This window comes from Shinella sp. NM-101 (genome assembly GCF_021401195.1).
In the GTDB taxonomy this organism is placed as follows: Bacteria; Pseudomonadota; Alphaproteobacteria; order Rhizobiales; family Rhizobiaceae; genus Shinella.
In genome coordinates, this window is record NZ_JACBFT010000018.1 from 17,808 (window position 1) to 34,598 (window position 16,791).

The window sequence follows — 16,791 nt, forward strand, 5'->3', positions numbered from 1 at the left end:
ATGCCGAGCGTCGTTATCGTACAGGAAGATATTGGCGTTGGCTCGATCCTGGAAGCAAGCTTCCGCGAGGAAGGTTATATCGCCGGGGTATGTGGACTGGCCGAGCAGTGTGAACGTATGGTCGCGGAGAGACAACCAGATCTGGTCGTCGTCGATTCGGTAAGCCGTGCGACCAATCTCCGTCAGTCGTTTATGAAAATGCGAGCCCATGTGCGAAGAAGGCAGTTGGCGATTATTGTCTTGGGCGGAGAGGCGCTGCCCAAGCCCCTTTTTGATGCCGGAGCCGACGATTACTTGCCGCGCCCCTTTTCCGTTCAGGAACTTCTGGCTCGCAGCAATGCGCTCCTTGAGCGTTCATGCTCGAAGACGACCAGGATCTTGAACCATCGCGAGATATCCCTGAACCTCGAAACGCACAGGGTTTCGCGTAAGGGACGGGAGATTCACCTTGGTCCGACGGAATATCGTCTCCTGCAGACGATGCTGACAGAACCGTCTCGGCTCTTTTCGCGGCGCGAAATTCTCGAGATGGTATGGAACGACACGAGCCGGGACGAACGCATCGTTGATGTCAGCATCAAAAGATTGCGGAAGTCCTTGAACATCGGAAGCAAGGGAGACGCAATCCGTACTGTGCGCGGCTGCGGCTACGGCCTGCAGTAATAGCGATCAGCGTGGACTGTTTCCGATTGCCTTCAACTGCGTCTGAAGGGACATCCTGTCGATCGACTCAATCGGAAGTGCCGTGAAGACTGAGAGCCTGTTGGCGATAGCGTCTGCTGCCCGGCGAAAGGCGGCAAGCCTTTGCAGTTCAGTTCCCTCAGCAAGCGCAGGATCGTCGATAGCCCAGTGCGCTGTAAAAGGCTGACCGGGCCAGGAGGGGCATTGCTCCCCCGTCAGTGTGTCGCAAACGGTGAAGACGAAATCCATAGAGACACGGTTAAGACCCTTGAACTCGTCCCAGCTTTTGGGTTTTAGGTTCTCGACCGGACAGTCCATCTTCCGGAGTGTTGCGAGTGTCATTGGATGCACCGCATTTGCGGGAAGATTTCCCGCAGAGAACGCCGCAAACCGCATTGGCGCCATCTTGCGTAGAATGGCCTCCGCCATGATCGATCTGGCAGAATTTGCGCGGCATAGGAAAAGCACATTAAATATTCTTGGGACCTGTTGGTCTGGCTCGATTCTCGTCAAAGAGGTTCTGCCAGCCAACGGGGTGAAGTCAGTCGCCAAAAACTCGACAAGCCTCCAGACAAGTTCGGTATTCGGCCGATAAATTATCGTGGTGCCAACGCGTTGGGTTTGGACCAGTCCGGCGCGCTTCAACACGTTAAGATGAGACGACATCGTATTTTGAGGTATGTCGAGCAGTCTTCCGATGTCGCCTGAGGGCAATCCCTCCGGCGAATGATCCAGAAGAAGACGCAGTGCATCAAGTCGGGTGGTTTGCGCGATGGCTGCAAACGCCTCTACGATAGCTGATTTTTCCATAAGTCTGGATATATAGATTTTCGTTCAGTTGAGCAAGTTGCGTTCCCTTGGCGGGCGCCAATAAATCCGTATTTCTGGAAATGTGCAGTTCTGTCATATTTCTGTAGCGCAAGTGCCGAATAAGCGGGTGTCTGTTTTGGATCGATGGAGAACCTGATGAAAAAGCTCGTGGCCGCACTGGCGATATCCGTAGCATTTGCAATGCCTGCCCAGGCGGATTTCAAACTCGACGCTCGTTACGCGGACGCCGACGGCGATATGGTCGCCGACATTCCGACCGATGCCAGCCAGCTTGTGGACCCGGATACGCTGGTATTCGCCTACACCCCGGTCGAAGACCCGGCCGTTTACGCCGATGTCTGGAAAGGCTTCCTCGATCACCTCGCGGAAAAGACAGGCAAGAAGGTTCAGTTCTTCCCGGTTCAGGAAAATGCGGCTCAGATCGAAGCCATGCGCGCCGGTCGCCTGCACGTTTCCGGCTTCAATACTGGCTCGAATCCGATCGCTGTCGCCTGCGCCGGGTTCCGGCCGTTCGCGATGATGGCTTCGAAGGACGGCGCCTTCGGCTATGAAATGGAGATCATCACCTATCCAGGCTCTGGGGTTGAGAAGATCGAAGACGTGAAGGGCAAGAAACTGGCCTTCACCGCTGAGACGTCCAATTCTGGTTTCAAGGCACCCTCGGCATTGTTGAAGTCCGAGTACAAGCTCGAGGCAGGTAAGGATTTTGAGCCGGTGTTCTCCGGCAAGCACGACAATTCGGTCCTCGGCGTCGCCAACAAGGACTACCCGGCTGCGGCTGTCGCCAATTCCGTCATGAAGCGCATGATCGCCCGTGATGTCGTCAAGGCAGACCATATTGTCTCAATCTTCAAGTCGCAGACGTTTCCGACCACGGGTTATGGCGTGGCCCACAATCTGACCCCGGAACTGCAGGAAAAGATCAAGGATGCCTTCTTCTCCTATGACTGGGAAGGTTCGGCGCTCTTGAAGGAGTTCCAGACCTCGGAGCCGCCGCAGGAAAGCTTCATTCCGATCTCCTTCAAGGAAAACTGGTCTGTCGTTCGTCAGATCGATGAAGCCAACGGCGTCACCTACGAGTGCAAATAAGCACGTTTGACCAATAGGCGCCGGGTCGTATTCGCGACCCGGCGCTTACTCATGTGTGAAGGCGGGGAACGATCATGCTCAGGATTACGGGGCTCACGAAAACCTACAAAACAGGTGACAAGGCGCTGAACGGGATTAACTTGCAGATTCCTGCCGGCCAGGTCGTGGGGCTGATCGGTCCCTCAGGCGCCGGTAAGTCAAGCCTCATCCGCTGCGTGAACCGTCTTATCGAACCAACGGCCGGCAAAATCTTTCTTGGCGAACGCGATGTTACCGCGTTGTCGCGGTCTGATCTCAGGGTCGCTCGCCGTCGTATTGGCATGATCTTCCAGGAATATGCTCTGGTTGAGCGGCTGACCGTGATGGAAAACGTGCTCTCCGGTCGGCTCGGCTATGTGCCCTTCTGGCGCAGCTTTTTACGTCGCTACCCCGCCGACTACGTACAGAACGCATTTGCGCTTCTGGATCGCGTTGGTTTGACGGCTCACGCCGACAAGCGCGCCGATGCTCTTTCAGGCGGTCAGCGTCAGCGCGTCGGGATTGCACGAGCGTTGGAGCAAGACCCCGAGCTGCTTCTTGTCGATGAGCCGACAGCTTCGCTTGACCCCAAGACCTCACGGCAGATCATGCGGCTGATCGTCGAGATTTGCCGGGAGCGCAATTTGCCGGCCGTCATCAACATACACGACGTTCTGCTGGCCCAGGCGTTCGTGCAACGGATCGTCGGCCTGCGCGCCGGTGAAGTGGTCTTCGACGGCACGCCTGATCAACTCGACACAGCTGCACTCACCCGCATCTACGGCGAAGAGGACTGGGTTGCCATGCAAAAGCAAGCTCAGGATGACGCCGAAGACGAGCGTCTGGCCTTGGTTGAACGCGAACGGGCGGAAGAGCGCATGGCGGGAGCCTTCTGATGGCCGAGGTCGTTTCGACGCGCTATCCGGCAAGGTGGCGGCGACCTCCAATGTTCCTCAAATCCAAGGCTATGCGTTGGTTGGTCTATGGTGGTTTGCTGATTTACGTCGTTGCTGCCGTGGCAACCATCGACGTAAACTGGGCCCGTGCCTACGAAGGTCTCGAGCGCGGCTGGCGTTTCCTCCAAGGTTTTCTGGTCCCGGATTTCTCCACGCGCTGGCGCGACATCGCACAGGGACTTGAAGAGAGCCTGACGATGACTGTGACCTCCACAATTGCCGGGATTCTTGTTTCCATTCCGATTGGCATGGGAGGCGCACGTAATCTCGCGCCAGCGCCAGTCTACTACGCGTGTCGCTCGATTATTGCTACTTCGCGCGCTTTCCAGGAAATCATCATCGCGATCCTGTTGGTCGCGATGTTCGGCTTCGGCCCCTTTGCCGGCTTCCTGACACTCACATTCGCGACGATCGGCTTCATCGCAAAGCTGCTTGCAGATGCTATCGAAGAAATCGATGAATGGCAGGTCGAGGCCATCCGTGCCACCGGGGCATCGTGGCTGCAACTCGTCAATTATGCAGTCCAACCGCAAGTGATGCCGAGACTTATCGGACTTTCGCTTTACCGGTTTGACATCAATTTTCGTGAATCCGCTGTCATCGGTATAGTTGGGGCAGGTGGTATTGGTGCAACGCTCAACACGTCGATCGATCGATACGAATACGATAGCGCGGGTGCCGTGCTGATCCTCATCATCGTCATCGTCATGCTCGCCGAATTCGGCTCGAGCCTTATCCGCAAGCGGGTTCAATAATGCCAGTTTCACACTCTCTCGACGGCAACAACACATGGCGTAAGCTCACACCAAGGCGCGAGCTAATCCAGTGGATCGGTTGGCTGATGCTCGTAGCATTTTTCGTGTTCTGCTGGCAGATCATGACAAAAGACACGATTTGGGCCTTCATCTACGATGCTCCCCGCCAAGGCGGCGACATTCTCAGCCGCGCCTTTCCGCCTCGTCTGTTCTATTTGAGCGAGCTTATTGCTCCTCTTTGGGACACGCTTAATATGGCAACGCTCGGAACGCTGGCCGGCACTTTGCTGGCCGTTCCGATCGCGTTTCTCGCTGCACGCAACACGACGCCGAGCCTGCTCGTGCTTCGGCCAATCGCGCTTTTTCTAATCGTCGCCTCACGCTCCATCAACTCGCTGATCTGGGCATTGCTTCTTGTCTCGATTCTCGGGCCTGGCCTGCTCGCAGGCATCATCGCGATCGCTTTGCGGTCGATAGGCTTCGTCGGCAAACTTCTTTATGAAACCATTGAGGAAATCGACCAGACGCAGGTTGAAGCCGTATCATCAACCGGCGCAAGCCGCATGCAGGTGATCGACTACGCGATTGTGCCTCAAGTCCTGCCATCGTTCCTCGGGATTACCGTGTTTCGTTGGGATATCAACATTCGGGAATCAGCTATCCTTGGCCTGGTTGGCGCCGGCGGGCTCGGCCTCAAGCTTCAGTCCTCCCTCAACATGTTGGCGTGGCCCCAAGTGACGACGATCTTCATCATGATTCTCGCTACAGTAGTCCTGTCCGAATGGATTTCTGCCGCGGTACGGAAGGTGATTGTGTGAGCTTGGAATAAAGGTACTTCATGCGCGACGCGCGACCGGTCCAATCGGTGTGGCATAGCTTCGCTCCCGTCTTGATGAAACGGTAGGTAGGTTTTAGACCGACAAAACTGTTGACTTCGTCCACATTTCCAGTAATCTGGATATATGGAACAGGAACAGGCAATTCTCGCCCTTGCGGCGCTCGCGCAACCAACCCGTCTTGAGACTTTTCGATTGCTCGTACAACACGCGCCGGAAGGACTGCCGGCCGGCGATATAGCGCGTGCGCTTGTGGTGCCGCAAAATACCATGTCGGCGCATTTGAACATTCTGTCGCGGGCAGGGCTCGTGTCTTCGCAAAGGCATAGCAGGATCATCATGTATCGCGCCGAAATCGAACAGCTTCGTGACATGACGCTGTTCCTTTTGAAGGATTGCTGCGGCGGTTCGGCCGAATTGTGTGCTCCACTCATTGCCGAACTTACGCCTTGCTGTACTCCGGCCTCACAGGACAGTCTGGCATGAGTGCGCTCAGTATCGAACGCGTGGACGGGAGCGATCTCGATCTCAGACAAGCGCTTCTAAGTGCCGATTTGCCGACGGATGACACCGAAGACGAGGGACGCGCCTTTTTCAGGATCGTTTCCGATGACGGCAAGGCAGTCGGTTTTGCGGGTCTCCAGGCATGTGAGGGTGACCAGCTTCTCAGGTCGGTTGTTGTTCTGCCTGGTCTGAGAGGAGAAGGTCTGGGCAGTGCGGCCGTCTCGGCGGTTCTGGCGACTGTCGAGGCGGGCAGTGATGTTTTTCTTGCGACCACAAACGCATCGTCTTTTTTCGCCCGCCTCGGGTTTATCCAGGTTCAACGGGAAAATCTGCCGGCAGCAGTGCTCGCGACCCGGCAGCTTTCCTCTCTTTGCCCATCATCGGCGACCATCATGAAATTTATCCGACCGCCGACTTAACCACGGATCACAGATATGACCGACAAGACCTATAACGTGCTCTTCCTGTGCACGGGCAATTCCGCTCGTTCTATTCTCGCCGAAGCCATCCTCAACAAGGAAGGTGGCGGCCGCTTCAATGCTTATTCTGCTGGCAGTCAGCCAAAGGGCGAAGTCAATCCGCACGCACTCAAAGAGCTCGCTGCGCTCGGTTACCCGTCGACGGGCTTTTCTTCCAAAAGCTGGGACGTGTTCGCCGAACCGGGTGCGCCGCAAATGGATTTCATCTTCACCGTGTGTGATAGCGCCGCCGGTGAAGCCTGCCCGGTATGGATCGGTCACCCGATGACAGCCCATTGGGGTGTCGAGGATCCGGCCGCCGTTACGGGATCCGAAGTCGAAATCCAGCGCGCATTTGCCCAGGCCGCACGGTTCTTGAAGAACCGTATCACGGCATTCCTCAGTCTCCCTCTCGCATCGATCGATCGCCTGGCCCTCGAAACACGGCTGCGGCAGATCGGGACGATGGAGGGAACCACCAATGCGCAAGGAAAGTCCGCCTGATGTCGACGTTCGAAAGATATCTGACCGTTTGGGTCGCACTGTGCATCGTGGTCGGGATTGCGCTCGGCCATTTCATCCCCGGCGTTTTTCAGGTCATCGGTGCAGCTGAAATTGCGAAGGTGAACATTCCTGTCGCCATTCTTATCTGGCTGATGATCATTCCGATGCTCATCAAGATCGACTTCCGCTCGATGGCGCAGGTTGGCAGCTACTGGCGCGGTATCGGCGTCACTCTCTTCATCAACTGGGCGGTGAAGCCGTTTTCGATGGCGCTTCTTGGCTGGCTGTTCATCGGCTGGCTGTTCAGGCCCTATCTGCCAGCCGACCAGATCGATTCCTATATCGCCGGATTGATCATCCTCGCTGCGGCCCCCTGTACCGCCATGGTGTTCGTCTGGTCGAACCTGACGCGGGGCGAGCCATTGTTCACGCTCTCCCAGGTGGCGCTCAACGACGCCATCATGATCATTGCGTTCGCGCCGATCGTCGGCCTTCTGCTCGGTCTGTCCGCCATCACCGTCCCCTGGGATACGCTGGCGATTTCCGTCGGGCTCTACATCGTCGTGCCCGTCATCATCGCGCAGGTTCTGCGAAGCCGTCTGACCACAGGCGGAACATCCGCTCGCCTCGACCGGATGCTGGAGACCCTGCAGCCGCTTTCACTCGTGGCACTTCTCGCAACCCTCGTCCTGCTCTTCGGCTTTCAGGGTGAGCAGATCATTGCTCAGCCAACGATCATCGCGCTACTGGCAGTCCCGATCCTGATCCAGGTCTATTTCAACTCCGGACTTGCCTATATCCTCAATCGCATGTCGGGCGAGCGGCACTGCGTCGCCGGACCATCCGCACTGATCGGCGCCAGCAACTTCTTCGAACTTGCCGTCGCTGCCGCGATCAGCCTCTTCGGCTTCCAGTCGGGTGCAGCGCTCGCCACCGTCGTTGGCGTGCTGATCGAAGTGCCGGTCATGCTCTCGGTCGTCTGGATCGTGAACCGTTCGAAGGGCTGGTACGAATCGGCCCCTGCCGTTTCCCGCAACGAGATTTCTCAAAGGACTTAGATCATGGACGTCACAATCTATCACAACCCTGCTTGCGGCACCTCGCGTAACACGCTTGAGCTCATTCAGCATGCTGGTATCGAACCCACTGTCATCGAATATCTGAAAACCCCACCCAGCCGCGAGCAGCTCGCAAAAATGATCTCGGATGCGGGTCTCACTGTTCGCGGCGCCATCCGCGAGAAGGGCACACCCTACGCTGAGCTCGGCCTTGATAATACGGAGCTGAGCGACGACCAGCTTCTCGATGCGATGATCGAAACGCCGATCCTGATCAACCGGCCTTTCGTTATCACACCGATGGGGACAAGGTTGTCGCGCCCATCTGAGGTCGTGCTCGATATATTGCCAGCGGATGCGTTCAAGGGTCCGTTCAGCAAGGAAGACGGCGAGCAGATCCTCGACGAGGAAGGAAAGCGCATTGTCTAATACATTTCCCGCATTGCAGGAGCGGCATCTGCATCAAACAGATCTCGATGCCCTTCGTCCGGCCTTCTCGACGCACAAACCCCGGATATTGATCCTCTACGGATCGCTCCGCGAGGTGTCGTACAGTCGGCTGCTTGCGTTGGAAGCTCAACGGCTGCTGGAGAGGCTGGGGTGCGAAGTGCGGATTTTCGATCCGAAGGGACTACCGCTTCCCGACGAGGCTCCCGTCAGCCATCCGAAGGTACAGGAGCTGCGTGAGCTATCGGAATGGTCGGAAGGCCAGGTGTGGGTCAGTCCCGAGCGCCATGGCGCCATGACCGGGATCATGAAGTCGCAGATCGACTGGATCCCCTTGTCGATCGGGTCCGTGCGGCCGACACAGGGCAAGACCCTGGCCGTCATGGAAGTGTCCGGTGGCAGCCAGTCGTTCAACGCCGTCAATCAGATGCGGATTCTGGGGCGGTGGATGCGAATGATCACCATTCCCAACCAGTCCTCGGTTGCCAAGGCCTACCAAGAATTCGACGCCGATGGCCGGATGAAACCATCCTCCTATTACGACCGCGTGGTCGATGTGTGCGAGGAACTGGTCAAGTTCACGCTGCTGACCCGGGATGCTTCGCCCTATCTGACAGAGCGCTACAGCGAACGGAAGGAACAGGCGGCGGAGCTTGAAAAGCGGGTTTCGCTGAAATCGATCTGATTACGTATGCCGCCACACCTTAACGGCTGAAATTAGAAGGATCACTGCGAGCGCGGGCAGGAGCACCGCGCTTGCGACCAGCCCAAGTAGAAGGCCCCCGACGAAGGTTCCAATCGTGGATCCGGCGGCCATCACCAGAAGGAAGGTCCTGTTTTGTCCAAGGACCGAAAAGCTGCTGTCGCGACTATAACGAGAGAAGCCGGCGATCATGGTCGGCAGGCTCACCGCAAGCGACAAGCTGCCCGCGAGCTTGATGTCAGCGCCGAATAGCAGAACGAGTGTCGGAATGAGAAGCTCGCCTCCTGCGACTCCCAGGAGAGAGGCGACAACTCCGATCAGGAAGCCGACGACAATCCCTGCTACCACCTGCGCCCACCCCTGGAGAAGCGGTTGATCGGTCACGGCATCATGACGATCGCGATTGCGACCAGGAGGATCGCCATCACCTTGTACAACGTCTCGGACCGGAGGCGGGTTGCCCACGCGGCTCCCACCCACGCGCCGGCAAGGCTTCCCGCAAGCAGGTTGACAACGATATACCAGTGATCCGCGATTGCGCTGAATGGAACTGTCGCAGCCCGGAAGGGCAGCGCGGTCGCGACGACGACGAGGCTCATAGCTTTGTTCAAGATCACGGCCTCGAGCGCTGCGAAGTTGAACCATCCGATCAGAAGGGGAAGACGAAACTCTGCGCCGCCCAGTCCGATAAGGCCGCCCAGAACACCGATGATTCCGCCGCCCGCGAACGCAGAAGCGAGTTTCCTTCGTCCGAGACTGTCTACTGTGTCTGACACGTGGCGCCCTTCATGCAATCCAGGAAATTGCTAATTTAGTATAGTTCCGTTGATTTCAGGACAAGCACAACGTCAGGTGTTATTAGCAGCAATTTTAGGCTCCATCCTCGATGACGCCGCCACTGCGACAAATGCAGCGATACTGATCGCTCCGAGGCAAGCGTTTGCTATCAGCGCAAAGTTCAGGCCGATGTGCTCCATGGCTGCCGCAAAGACGAAGGGAGCGCCTGCTCCGACGGCCAGACGGGCTGCCGCCATCTTGCCAGTGACTTCACCATAGCCGTTCGACCCGAACAGATAGAGCGGCAGGCTGCCCTGTGCTATGCTGTTGATGCCGGAGCCCAAGCCCAGGCAGATCGCGAACGCGACGGCGCCTGGAAGCCAGTTGCCGGTCGCCAGCAGGATCAAGACGCCCAGTACGATCAACACTGCGGAAAGAACTGCAAGTGCCGGTGGAGACAGGCTTTTCCCAAAGATCATGTTGATCAGGCGGCTCAACACCTGCGCGGGACCAAAAAGTGACCCGATCACCACGGCCGCTGCGCCAAGCCCGATCGATCCGAGCATCGGCACCATGTGGGCGAGAATCGCCGCCAGCGTGAAGCCCAGCAACGCGAAGGCAGATGAGACGAGGATCATGCCCCGACGTCTCGCATGCGGTGCAACAGCGCCGACGACCGTTTCGCGCGTGCGGACGGCCGGATCGACGTTCACCGCCGTTTTCCCTACGCGCATGATCCAGTAGTGAAGCGGCATGCAGAGGAACAGGTTCAAGCCTGCAAAGACGAGGTAGATCTCGCGCCAGGACAGGTATCCGGACAGTGCCGCCGAGATGGGCCAGAAGATCGTCGACGCGAAGCCGCCGATCAGGGTCAAATAGGTGATGCTGCGGGATGCAGATCGCGGATCGCTCTCGACCAGTGCCGCGAACGCAGCTTGGTACTGCACCATTCCGGACGATATCTCGAGCAGGATGATGGCGACGGCAAAGATGGCGATGGATGGCGACCATGCGCAGAGCGCCAATGTCAGAGCGGCAAGCACGGAGCCGATCGTCATGACGGTTGCGGCGCCGATCCTGTCCATCTGCCGACCGACATAGGTGGCGGAAAGGCCGCCTATGAACAGGGACGCGGAAAACACTCCGAACACCTCAGCCAGCGTAAGACCGAGATCCGCGGCCATGCCCGGCGCGAGGATGCTGAAGCTGTAGTAGAGAGTTCCGTAACCGATGATCTGTGTGAGGCCGAGAGCGGAGACGATCCCCGCAGGTACGCGGTTCTTATGCAACGACGGAGCCCTCGGGGGATGTTGTGTCAGTAGAACAGCACGCTCCGGACCGCTCGACATTCTCTCGAATGGCCGGATGTCCGGAGCAGCAATCGTCCATCAGGAAATTGACTAGGTCTGCCAGGGCTTCGTAGCTCGCACTGTAGATGATCGACCGCGACTCCCGCCTCTGCATAATCAGGCCTGACCGTTCCAGTTCCTTGAGGTGGAACGAGACATTCGTGGGCGAAACACCCATGCGTTCCGCAATGACGCCGGCGGCAAGGCCATCGTGGCCAGCAACCACGAGCGCACGCACGATGGCGAGCCGGGTTTCCTGAGATAGCGCGGCAAAAGAAGTTAGGGCTTGACGGTCATCCATAATTCAATAATCCTTGAATAATTGCATTGAGGAGTAACCCAAATGAACGCGATCGACAAGACAGTTTCTGCCGACATCACCCTTGGCCATCTACTGGACTCTCTCGCGCTCGCCCCCGAGGCGCCGCTGGTGTTTTTCTACGGTGGGCAAGCCGTAAAGCCAGGCTACCATGTGACAGAGGTCAAGGCGGGGCAGTTCTCCGCGCTCGACTGTGGCGCGAATCCAGAGGCCTGGTCGGAAATGTTCATTCAGCTCTGGGATATCGATGAGGAGGAAAGGAATCACATGCCGGCGGGCAAGTTCTCCGCCATCATTCGCAAGGTATCCGACCATGTGCGCCTGGAGGCGACCGCCAAGCTGACGTTCGAAGTCAGCGACGGAAAACAGCCGATGTCACTCTACTGCGCATCGTCTCCTCTTTTGGAGGCGGGCGCTTGGAGGGTGGCTCTGGAAGCTCGCCCGTCGAGCTGCAAGCCAAGGGATCGCTGGCTCGTGGAAAAGCCGATGACGGAAAGCGCATGCTGCGGCCCGGCGACCGGTACGAAATGTTGCGCCTGACGAACCGTGACTGAAGAATGGATGCCTTCGAGCAACGAGGTTCTGCGCGAGCTGGGATCCAATCTTCCAGCTCTTGTCAGTCGGACCCAACAATATCGCTCGGCCGATTCTGACTTTGGTGCTCTCGAAAGCCCCATAGGAGCAAATTTGTCTTCAGAAACTTATGATGTCGTGGTTATCGGTGCAGGGCAGGCGGGCCTCGCGTCTGCCTATTATCTGCGTCGCGCCGGCGTTGATTTCATCCTCCTCGATGACGAAGAGGGGCCAGGCGGTACGTGGCGGCATGCGTGGGATTCTCTGCGTCTTTTCTCTCCAGCGTCTTTCAGCTCATTGCCCGGCTGGATGATGCCGACAAAGACCGACACGACCTATCCCGCGCGAGAGGATGTCATCGATTATCTGGCCCGCTATGAGAAAAGGTATCAGTTTCGCATTGAGCGGCCGGTCTTTGTCACGGCGGTCTCGCGCAGCGATGAAGGTCTGCGCGTCCTGAGTGACAATGGCGAATGGAGAGCCCGGGCCGTCCTCAGCGCCACAGGCACATGGCGGCATCCGTTGATTCCGGACTACCCCGGACGTGCAGATTTTATGGGACATCAGATTCACTCGGCGAACTATGTTTCGGCAGAAGCCTATTCTGGGAAGCGTGTCGCCATCGTCGGCGGTGGAAATTCGGGCGCGCAGATCCTGTCCGAGATTTCGACGGTAGCGGAAACGATTTGGGTAACACCGGAGCCGCCTGTGTTTCTTCCCGATGATGTCGATGGCCACGTTTTGTTTCAGCGAGCGACGGCGCGTGTTCTCGGCACGGCTGATGATGCGCAACGCGGGGGTCTTGGCGACATCGTCATGGTCCCGCCGGTCAAGGACGCGCGGAGCAGAGGCGTACTTGGGTCGGTGCGACCGTTTACCCGCTTCGATGAGCGTGGTGTTATCTGGCGCGACGGAACGAGAAACGATCTTGATGCCATTGTCTGGTGCACGGGTTTCAGGCCTGCGCTGGACCACCTTCGCGATCTGGATGTGATCAACGAAGAGGGAAAGGTGGATGTCGATGGTGGTCAATCCGTCAAGGAGCCTCGCCTTTGGCTCTCGGGTTATGGCAACTGGACTGGCGCAGCCTCTGCGACACTGCTCGGCGCTGGCCGAGCCGCAAGAGACATGATTCCGCAATTGGTGGCATCACTTAAGTGACAGATCGGCGAATTCAGGAACCAATGCCTGCTGCACGAGAAATCTGGCTCGTGCAAACTTGCAGATAAAACGGCTCGACTTGGCGAGCTGTGCGAGGGTTTCTCGTATGTGCTACCAAAGCCTGTGAGGCGACCAAGGAGGCCGGAGGAAAATACTCTGGTCGAGACGATCACAGAGGTAGCGACATAGCCCGTTAGGCGCGGAGCCGATTCTGAGACGAAAACAACCGGTTTTGCTGGAAATGGACCGACACTGGCACTGTAAAATCAACGATAGCGCGTGCTGCGTGCGCTGCGGGAGTTCCCGAAATCGACGGAGACTGAGATCAACTTCCAACCAAGGGAGCGTGAACCTGTGTCTTCGACAGCAAATTCAGGTCGCATCAACTCAACACTTCGCAAGTTTCTTGACAATGAAGCCTCCGGCGGGCTCGTACTTATGGCCGTAGCGCTTTTGGCGATCGTAACGGCCAATTCCACACTGGCCGACACTTATTTCTACGCGCTGCATGTCTACATCGGTCCCTTGAGCCTCCAGCACTGGATCAATGACGCGCTGATGGCCGTGTTTTTCCTAATGGTCGGCCTTGAGATCAAGCGCGAAATGCTTGACGGCCACTTTCCACCTGGAGCCGTCGCGTGCTGCCTGGAGCAGCGGCTGCCGGTGGCATGGTGTTTCCAGCACTGTTCTACGTCTTCCTGAACAGGAACAACCTGGAAGCCTTGCAAGGATGGGCGATCCCAACAGCGACCGATATCGCGTTCGCATTGCGTGTTCTTTCCCTGTTCGGCTCGCGTGTCCCAGCCTCGCTAAAGATATTCCTGGCGGCGTTGGCGATCATCGACGATCTCGGGGCGGTCATCGTTATTGCTGTGTTCTATACCGCTGATATGAACCTCATGCCGCTCGCCGGTGCGGCACTCGTGTGGGGCAATCTTTTCATCTTCAGCAAGATGAAGGTGAAGGCTCTGTGGCCTTACCTTTTGCTCGGCGCAGTGCTGTGGGTCCTTGTTTTCGCCTCCGGCGTTCATGCCGGACAGCGCGGACCCCTTATCATCCGGACGCGGCGGTAAACAGATATGAGCATTGGTTGATCTGCTGCGCATTTAGGCAGCAGATCAACCGCGAGAAATCTTGCACCAAAAACAGGCTTTCACATGTAGGGCGTTAGCCTTGCTCATCGGAGAGTTGAACTGATCTGTTGCGCTTGACCCGGCCTGTAATTGTCGACGCCACGGTAACATAGTCGAAACACGCTAGTTCTTGCCTAGATATCGGAACTCCCGGGTCGATTAGCAATGCACCGATTGACGCGCTAAAGTTACATAAGCTGTCTTACGCCACATACTAACTTTCGGAATTTACTCCCTAAAATAGCAATTCCCACAACTGCCTCTATGCTACCTGGTCCTCTTATCGAGAACGGCAACCGCAACGGAGAGACGAGAGACTCGCGCCAAGACATCGCAACATCGAAATCAGTCCAATCCCGCTTTTGGTGATGGCGTCCTGGACCAAGTCCGGATCTCCGTCGATCAACCCGCAAGGGGTCGGCTAGCAAGCTGCCGCCGCTCCGCCTTCGTCTTCGCGGTGATCGCGACCGTCCCTGTTCCCTTGAGGAGCCATCAGCGGGAATTGGCCCGCTTCCGATGGAGCACCCGAACATGGCACACGATCTTTCTCTCGCCCAGTCTCACGCCTTCCACCTCTGCAACAATCTGATGGTCCCGATCACCCTGTTCAAATCTAGCGGCGAATTCGGCGTCCTTCCGTCCGACGAAATCGATGACGAAGACGATCTTGAGATCGTGCACGAATACCTCCCGCGCGGGTCTCATTGAGACCCGCATGTCCCTGCCGCTGGCGACCTGTCGGCCGCAAGGGAAGCTTCGCCGCAGCAATCTGCTGCTACTTTTGTCAGTTGCGTGCAGCGCCCTTGCCCCCTTCGCTCTTCGCGGCGGGTGGAAAGTGGCCCGCACATTGCGTGAAGGAAAACAGGGACGGTCGCGCTGCGACCGAAGAGAAGATGAAGCGAGAAGAGTTGGAGGCGCTGCGCGCCAAAGTCAGCTGCGAGGCCTTACTTGAGCAGGCCGGTTACGAAATCGATCTAAAGGAGAGCACGCGCCGCGCCGTCAAATACCGGCGCGGCGGCAACATCGTCATTGTCACGCATGACGGACGCGGCTGGTTCGATCCACTTAGTGATGAGAAAGGCGATGTCTTCGGCCTTGCCATGTTCCTCGAGGGAATTCCATTCCCGTCCGCAACGGAAGCGGTCGCGTCAATTGTCGGTTATCAACTTTCCCGGTCGGAATGGAGGTCCTCGCGGTCTTGCGTACCGCTGAAAGACATTGCCGACCGCTGGTGCGGCCGGCGCACGCCTTCGCCCGGATCCGGTGCTTGGCGCTATCTATGTTGGGATCGCTCAATCCCGCCTGCCATCGTCCGGCAGGCCATCCGAGAGGGCATCCTGCGGGAAGGACCTTTCGGCAGCATGTGGGCAGCCCATGTCGATACCGAAGGTCGCGTCGTCGGTTGGGAAGAGCGCGGTCCCGACTGGCGTGGCTTTGCCACCGGTGGCTCGAAGGTTCTTTTCCGCTTCGGATCGAGTGATGCCTCTCGTCTTTGCGTCACAGAAGCTGCGATCGACGCGATGAGCCTTGCTGCGCTCGAGGGTTCGCGCGAGCAAACTCTTTATCTGAGCACTGGCGGTGGGTGGTCTCCGGCGACAGATGCGGCGCTTGCCGAACTTGCTCTGCGGCCCGGACTGATACTGGTCGCGGCCACGGACGCCAATCCCCAAGGCGACGTCTACGCAGAACGATTGCGTGCGCTCGCCGAGGCGTCCGGCTGCGACTGGCAGCGGCTACGTCCGCCGGCGGAGGATTGGAACGAGGTTCTTCAAAACAGGGAAAGGGAAAACGGGAAAGGAAAACCGAGGCCTGCCGCATGCGCGCCGGCCGCATCAAGGGAGGCTCCGCCCGGCATGCGCCGGCCCTTGACCCGGCCGGACACGGACGCAGCAACGCGGGAGGGGTCATGAAGGACTGAAGAGATTGGCAAGGTTGAAACGACTTGTGCTGCCTTCGGTCCAAAACCCCCGATAAGGATCAAGCTGATGACCTCGATAGCCCTTCCCCGCAAAATCTTTCAAGGAGTGGCCAAGCGCGCCGACATGTTCCGGATGTTCGACAGGCACGCGATGCGCCCCGACCGCTTTGATGGTGACCAGTCCGGCGTCTACGCCGGCGAATGGTTCGAGATCGACGAGACCTCCTACTCCTACATGCTCGACATTCTGCCACCGCTCTGGATGCGCGGACCGATCTTTGCGATGCGGGAGTTCATGACCGGTTCCGTGACCTCGGTGTTTTACGCGATCCGGATCGATGACACCGTCCGTTACTTTCACACCTACTGCGACCTCTCGGACCCGAACTCTGTGGAAGCGATGCGGACCGCAATCGTTGACCGCGAAACCCGGCCTGTTCGGGCAATGAGCCGCGAGGAACGGCTTGAGCATATCTGGAGCACCACCGCGGATGACTATCGCGGCTATGCCGGGCCCCGCTGGCCGAAGCCGATGCAGGGGCATCGCACGATCATGCTCTATGGCGGCCAGGATGGCAGTTTCCTGAAGCTGCTCGAAACTCTCAGCGATGACGAAATTGCCGCCAAGCTGCCGGTGCATCTGCGCCATCTCCCCACGGTCCTGGCGGCCTAAGCCAGATTCAAGCCCAACAATCCGAGCGCTGCAGCCGGTCGAATCCTC

The 16,791-nt window shown here is 57.9% G+C and carries 19 protein-coding genes and 2 pseudogenes; 17 read left to right on the plus strand and 4 right to left on the minus strand.

Annotation, left to right across the window (positions count from 1 at the left end; all coding sequences use genetic code 11):
* Complete coding sequence (locus L0976_RS23910) at positions 1–663, plus strand: winged helix-turn-helix domain-containing protein (RefSeq protein WP_046802477.1); 663 nt, start codon at positions 1–3, stop codon at positions 661–663.
* A 6-nt stretch (positions 664–669) separates the two neighbouring features.
* On the opposite strand, the gene L0976_RS23915 is transcribed toward L0976_RS23910, so the two are convergent.
* Complete coding sequence (locus L0976_RS23915) at positions 670–1,491, minus strand: metalloregulator ArsR/SmtB family transcription factor (protein ID WP_052760298.1); 822 nt, start codon at positions 1,489–1,491, stop codon at positions 670–672.
* A gap of 156 nt (positions 1,492–1,647) precedes the next feature.
* Between L0976_RS23915 and phnD the strand changes: the two genes are divergently transcribed.
* The 10 genes from phnD to arsH all read left to right on the plus strand — a co-directional run bounded on the left by phnD (position 1,648) and on the right by arsH (position 8,822).
* Complete coding sequence (gene phnD / locus L0976_RS23920; RefSeq protein WP_046802475.1) at positions 1,648–2,601, plus strand: phosphate/phosphite/phosphonate ABC transporter substrate-binding protein; 954 nt, start codon at positions 1,648–1,650, stop codon at positions 2,599–2,601.
* Between the two features lie 74 nt (positions 2,602–2,675).
* Positions 2,676–3,515, plus strand: a complete 840-nt coding sequence (phnC, locus tag L0976_RS23925) for a phosphonate ABC transporter ATP-binding protein (RefSeq protein ID WP_234189473.1) — start codon at positions 2,676–2,678, stop codon at positions 3,513–3,515.
* Positions 3,515–4,330, plus strand: coding sequence for a phosphonate ABC transporter, permease protein PhnE (gene phnE, locus L0976_RS23930; RefSeq protein WP_234189474.1), 816 nt, complete (start codon positions 3,515–3,517; stop codon positions 4,328–4,330). The genes phnC and phnE (L0976_RS23930) overlap by 1 nt, the downstream gene beginning before the upstream one ends.
* Entirely contained in the window at positions 4,330–5,148 is an 819-nt protein-coding gene (gene phnE / locus L0976_RS23935; RefSeq protein ID WP_234189476.1) for a phosphonate ABC transporter, permease protein PhnE, read from the plus strand. Before phnE (L0976_RS23930) ends, phnE (L0976_RS23935) begins: the two co-directional genes overlap by 1 nt.
* A gap of 144 nt (positions 5,149–5,292) precedes the next feature.
* The gene (locus L0976_RS23940; protein WP_003518832.1) at positions 5,293–5,652 is read left to right on the plus strand and encodes a helix-turn-helix transcriptional regulator; all 360 of its coding nucleotides are present in this window, start codon (positions 5,293–5,295) and stop codon (positions 5,650–5,652) included.
* On the plus strand, positions 5,649–6,089 hold the full coding sequence (gene arsN2, locus L0976_RS23945) for an arsenic resistance N-acetyltransferase ArsN2 (protein WP_234189477.1): 441 nt from the start codon (positions 5,649–5,651) through the stop codon (positions 6,087–6,089). The genes L0976_RS23940 and arsN2 overlap by 4 nt, the downstream gene beginning before the upstream one ends.
* A gap of 15 nt (positions 6,090–6,104) precedes the next feature.
* Positions 6,105–6,632: an arsenate reductase ArsC gene (locus tag L0976_RS23950; protein WP_234189478.1), complete on the plus strand. Its 528-nt coding sequence runs from the start codon at positions 6,105–6,107 to the stop codon at positions 6,630–6,632.
* Positions 6,632–7,690, plus strand: a complete 1,059-nt coding sequence (gene arsB, locus L0976_RS23955; protein ID WP_234189479.1) for an ACR3 family arsenite efflux transporter — start codon at positions 6,632–6,634, stop codon at positions 7,688–7,690. Before L0976_RS23950 ends, arsB begins: the two co-directional genes overlap by 1 nt.
* 3 nt (positions 7,691–7,693) lie before the next feature.
* Complete coding sequence (gene arsC, locus L0976_RS23960; protein ID WP_234189480.1) at positions 7,694–8,119, plus strand: arsenate reductase (glutaredoxin); 426 nt, start codon at positions 7,694–7,696, stop codon at positions 8,117–8,119.
* Complete coding sequence (arsH, locus tag L0976_RS23965) at positions 8,046–8,822, plus strand: arsenical resistance protein ArsH (RefSeq protein WP_234189481.1); 777 nt, start codon at positions 8,046–8,048, stop codon at positions 8,820–8,822. Before arsC ends, arsH begins: the two co-directional genes overlap by 74 nt.
* Here arsH and L0976_RS23970 read toward each other — a convergent pair.
* The 3 genes and pseudogenes from L0976_RS23970 to L0976_RS23980 form a co-directional block, all read right to left on the minus strand.
* Positions 8,823–9,616, minus strand: a pseudogene (locus L0976_RS23970) (TSUP family transporter).
* A 72-nt stretch (positions 9,617–9,688) separates the two neighbouring features.
* Positions 9,689–10,906 (minus strand): arsenite efflux MFS transporter ArsK, encoded by a 1,218-nt coding sequence (gene arsK / locus L0976_RS23975; RefSeq protein WP_234189482.1) that lies wholly within the window; start codon positions 10,904–10,906, stop codon positions 9,689–9,691.
* Positions 10,899–11,267, minus strand: a complete 369-nt coding sequence (locus L0976_RS23980) for a helix-turn-helix transcriptional regulator (RefSeq protein WP_234189483.1) — start codon at positions 11,265–11,267, stop codon at positions 10,899–10,901. Before L0976_RS23980 ends, arsK begins: the two co-directional genes overlap by 8 nt.
* A 42-nt stretch (positions 11,268–11,309) precedes the next feature.
* Here L0976_RS23980 and L0976_RS23985 point away from each other — a divergent pair, with 42 nt between their 5' ends.
* The 6 genes and pseudogenes from L0976_RS23985 (at position 11,310) to L0976_RS24010 (ending at position 16,743) form a co-directional block, all read left to right on the plus strand.
* Entirely contained in the window at positions 11,310–11,825 is a 516-nt protein-coding gene (locus tag L0976_RS23985; protein ID WP_234189484.1) for a DUF6428 family protein, read from the plus strand.
* Positions 11,826–11,972: 147 nt separating this feature from the next.
* Complete coding sequence (locus L0976_RS23990) at positions 11,973–13,019, plus strand: ArsO family NAD(P)H-dependent flavin-containing monooxygenase (RefSeq protein WP_370643796.1); 1,047 nt, start codon at positions 11,973–11,975, stop codon at positions 13,017–13,019.
* Positions 13,020–13,373: 354 nt separating this feature from the next.
* Positions 13,374–14,083, plus strand: a pseudogene (locus tag L0976_RS23995) (Na+/H+ antiporter NhaA); the annotation flags it as partial.
* A gap of 600 nt (positions 14,084–14,683) precedes the next feature.
* Positions 14,684–14,860, plus strand: coding sequence for a hypothetical protein (locus L0976_RS24000; RefSeq protein ID WP_234189488.1), 177 nt, complete (start codon positions 14,684–14,686; stop codon positions 14,858–14,860).
* A 143-nt stretch (positions 14,861–15,003) separates the two neighbouring features.
* Positions 15,004–16,062, plus strand: a complete 1,059-nt coding sequence (locus L0976_RS24005; protein ID WP_370643791.1) for a DUF3991 and toprim domain-containing protein — start codon at positions 15,004–15,006, stop codon at positions 16,060–16,062.
* A gap of 75 nt (positions 16,063–16,137) precedes the next feature.
* Positions 16,138–16,743, plus strand: coding sequence for a DUF1419 domain-containing protein (locus tag L0976_RS24010; protein ID WP_234189491.1), 606 nt, complete (start codon positions 16,138–16,140; stop codon positions 16,741–16,743).
* The last annotated feature ends 48 nt before the right edge of the window (positions 16,744–16,791 follow it).